General features: G+C 46.1%; 5 protein-coding genes. 4 read left to right on the top strand and 1 reads right to left on the bottom strand.

The features are described from left to right. From ACTF5U_RS02650 to thiE, 4 genes are all read left to right on the top strand, one after another. Window positions 1-682 (top strand): FAD-dependent oxidoreductase (locus tag ACTF5U_RS02650; protein ID WP_438970089.1); only part of this gene is annotated, 682 nt, incomplete at its 5' end. Further along, window positions 672-887, top strand: a complete 216-nt coding sequence (thiS, locus tag ACTF5U_RS02645; RefSeq protein ID WP_438970088.1) for a sulfur carrier protein ThiS — start codon at window positions 672-674, stop codon at window positions 885-887. The genes ACTF5U_RS02650 and thiS, both read left to right, overlap by 11 nt. A gap of 1 nt (window position 888) precedes the next feature. Next, window positions 889-1,689, top strand: a complete 801-nt coding sequence (locus ACTF5U_RS02640) for a thiazole synthase (protein ID WP_438970087.1) — start codon at window positions 889-891, stop codon at window positions 1,687-1,689. After that, complete coding sequence (gene thiE / locus ACTF5U_RS02635; protein WP_438970086.1) at window positions 1,682-3,124, top strand: thiamine phosphate synthase; 1,443 nt, start codon at window positions 1,682-1,684, stop codon at window positions 3,122-3,124. Before ACTF5U_RS02640 ends, thiE begins: the two co-directional genes overlap by 8 nt. An 8-nt stretch (window positions 3,125-3,132) precedes the next feature. On the opposite strand, the gene ACTF5U_RS02630 is transcribed toward thiE, so the two are convergent. Then, window positions 3,133-3,533: hypothetical protein (locus ACTF5U_RS02630; protein WP_438970085.1), on the bottom strand; the 401-nt coding region annotated here is incomplete at its 5' end.

The following is a 3,533-nucleotide window of genomic DNA, read 5'->3' as shown; positions in this document are numbered from 1 at the left end:
TCTGAGTGAAAACTTTGATCAGGCTTTGTTGTTTGAACGAGAGGCCTGTATTGATAACCGACAACTGTATCAGCAGATTGGCGACATACTGGCCAGGCAATGTGAGTGGCATCAGACAGACGAAATAGGTTTATTGGATGATGCTGAAATTTCAGCACTTTGTCAGAAGTACTTCAGTATCAATGCTGGTCATTTTGATGCGGTGTTGGACTGTCGAGGTAATGGTGCCAAGCCGAACATGCAGGACTTACGCAGCGTTCGTGGCGAAGTGATTCGTGTTCATGCACCGGAAGTAAATTTTCAGCATGCGATTCGTTTGATGCATCCACGTTATCCTTTTTATCTAGCTCCACGGCCTGATAACGAATATGTGCTGGGAGCCACCGTGATTGAAAGTGATGATCGATCCCAGCTCAGTGTCCGTAGTGGCTTAGAACTGATGTCGGCTTTATACAGCCTGCATAAGGGATTTGCCGAAGCACGTATCCTGGAAATGAAGGCCCACTGCCGACCGGGATTACCCGACAACATGCCGACGATTAAAAAAACGACATGGGGTTATGCGATCAACGGTTTTTACCGGCATGGCTATTTGTTTGGACCTGCAGTAATAGAGGATTTGCTGTATTTGCTTGAAGGTCGAGAAGAGCATATGCAGTTCGGAGAGCTATATGACATCTAATCAAACAGTCATTGAAGTGAATGGCGAATCGACAACAATTGATGCGAATCAAACGGTGCAGAGTTTTCTTGAAGGCAAAGGAATGATGGGGGGGCGCTTCGTGGTAGTTCTCAATGACGAATTTGTGCCTAAATCAAGCTGGTCAGATACCCGTCTTAACAGCGGTGATCAGGTCGATATTATGTCACCGATAAGTGGAGGTTAGGATGAAGCAGGCATCTAATTGGAAAGTCTATGGACAGGAGCTGGGAAGTCGTTTGTTTATCGGTACTGCTCTCTACCCGTCACCGAAAGTGATGATCGATGCGATTCGTGCCTCAAGAGCTGAGGTGATTACTGTATCGTTACGCAGGCAGATTCCATCCGATACTAAAAGCGGCAATCAGTTCTGGCAGATGATTGAGGATCTCAACTGTCACCTATTACCAAATACCGCGGGCTGTTACAGCGTCAAAGAAGCGGTTAAAACAGCGCATATGGCGCGCGAACTGTTTGATACCGACTGGATCAAGCTTGAAGTGATGGGGGATAGTTATAACCTGCAGCCGGATCCGTTTATGTTGGTGGAGGCCACAAAAATTCTGATTGAAGATGGCTTTAAGGTATTCCCCTACACCACGGATGATTTGGTCGTGTGTCAAAAATTAGCGGAATTGGGATGCGAAGTGTTGATGCCATGGGGCGCTCCGATTGGAACAGGTCAGGGCTTGTTGAATCCGTATGCACTTAAAACCTTACGTGAACGTTTGCCTGAACTTCCCTTGCTAGTCGATGCTGGCATTGGTAAACCGTCTGATGCAGTGCAGGCAATGGAAATGGGCTTTGATGGCATTTTACTCAATACGGCTGTGGCAGAAGCCTTGGAGCCTGAAATTATGGCGTATGCTTTCGCGGATGCCATTAACGCCGGTCGTCTTGCCTATGAAGCGGGTGTGATGCCAAAACGTGATAATGCCAAACCCAGTACACCCACTCTCGATCAACCCATCTGGCAACAACATGGCTAAACCAGCTGTTTTATTGATTGGTGGTTTAGATCCACAAGGTTGCGCAGGGGTGGCTGCCGATATTGCCACAGTCCAACATCATGATTGTCATCCCTTACCGTTGATTACAGCGATGACAGAGCAAAGCAGTGTCGGATTGACTGCGATGGGGGCTGTCAATGCAGAAAAACTGCTGGCTCAATATCATAATTGCGTCGAGGATTTTGATATTAAAGCGATTAAAATCGGCTTAATTCCTAACGTGACGATTGCAGAAACCGTACTGACAATACTGCAGCAACACCCAGATATTCCAGTGGTTGTTGATCCAGTTTTGACCACTAGCAGCGGCGGTGTGACAGTGGATAACGATGTGCAAAGCTATATTGTGGATCACCTGTTTCCCTATATCACGCTGCTGACCCCTAACATCCCTGAACTGCATCAGCTTTCGGCAGTGGAGGCTTCAACAGAAGAGTCTGTCGCAGCACTCAGAGAGAGGGGGTTAGAAGCCTGCCTGGTAAAAGGCGGCCATTCAGCGAGCCGTTATGCCACTGAATTTTTTGTATCCGAGCTTGCTTCATTTTATTGTTATCAGGATAAACACAGCGTTGATGTCAGGGGAACTGGTTGTGTATTAGCATCAGCCATTGCCTCACAGCTTGCTGCGGGCCAGGATATTCGCGATGCCGTAGTGTTAGCTAAAGCTTATATTTCACGGGGTATCCGTTTGTCACAGCGCTCAGGACCTTATCACGTTATCACTCACAGCCAATTTGAGCTGGAATTACAGGATATCCCCAAGCTTTGCTATCGGTCAGAGCTGATCGGACAGCAGTATTCTTTTCCATCATGTCCCGAACGTTTGGGGATTTATCCGGTTGTAGATAATGTTGATTGGGTTCAAAAACTGGTTGAGGAAGACATTGAAACAATCCAGCTTCGGATTAAAGACAAGGCCGATGCAGAAACGAAAAAGCAGATCAAAATGGCCATTTCTTATCTGGATAAAAAATCGGTCAATTTCTTCGTTAATGATCACTGGCAATTAGCCATTGAACACGGTGCTTATGGTGTGCATCTGGGCCAGGAAGATTTGCATGATGCCAATTTGGGAAAAATTGCCGATGCTGGTTTACGCTTAGGCATTTCAACTCATTCCTATTGGGAGTTGGCAAGGGCTTTAGCGGTTAACCCGAGTTATGTTGCTTTAGGTCCTATTTTTGAAACGACGAGCAAACAGATGCCGTTCTCACCGCAGGGAATTGAGCGTCTCCATCAATGGGTTCATTTACTGAAAGGAAAATATCCGGTTGTGGCCATTGGTGGCATCAATCATGAACGGGCAAAGCAGTTGAAAACGACCGGTGTCGGATCTGTTGCAATGATCACTGCTATTACTCTGGCAGACGATTATCGGCAAACCACACAGGACTTAAAAAGTCTCTGGCAATAAAGCCATTATTATCTTCCCGCAGATGATGGGGATTCAAATTCTCCCCACTTAGGTTCCAGGTCGAATTTTGGCGTGTTGGCATAATCATCACGTTGATAATCACGCGGTAAATTAGGTGTATTGATGAGTTGATCCAAAGGGACATCAGGAGAAGACATTTCTCGGGTATATACTTCAATTTCATTCTTCAACTCACTGTTTTCTTTGGTTAACGCTTCCACCTGAGACGCCAGCGCTTGTTTTTCTTTTTGGAGCGTAGAAATTTGTTCCTGTAATTTAATCATCTGTGTCAATGCTTTTTCTGCTGATTCCATTGACCCTGCTTTTTCACCACTGGCACTTTCAGTAGATTTGTCATCATCAGGGGTTGCAGGCAATTCAAGTTCACTCTCGCCCATATTGGATTCTG

It is taken from the genome of Methylophaga sp. (assembly GCF_965655755.1).
GTDB lineage: Bacteria > Pseudomonadota > Gammaproteobacteria > Nitrosococcales > Methylophagaceae > Methylophaga.
Note: the sequence above shows the minus strand (reverse complement) of the source record. Positions and strands in the feature narration are given on the sequence as shown.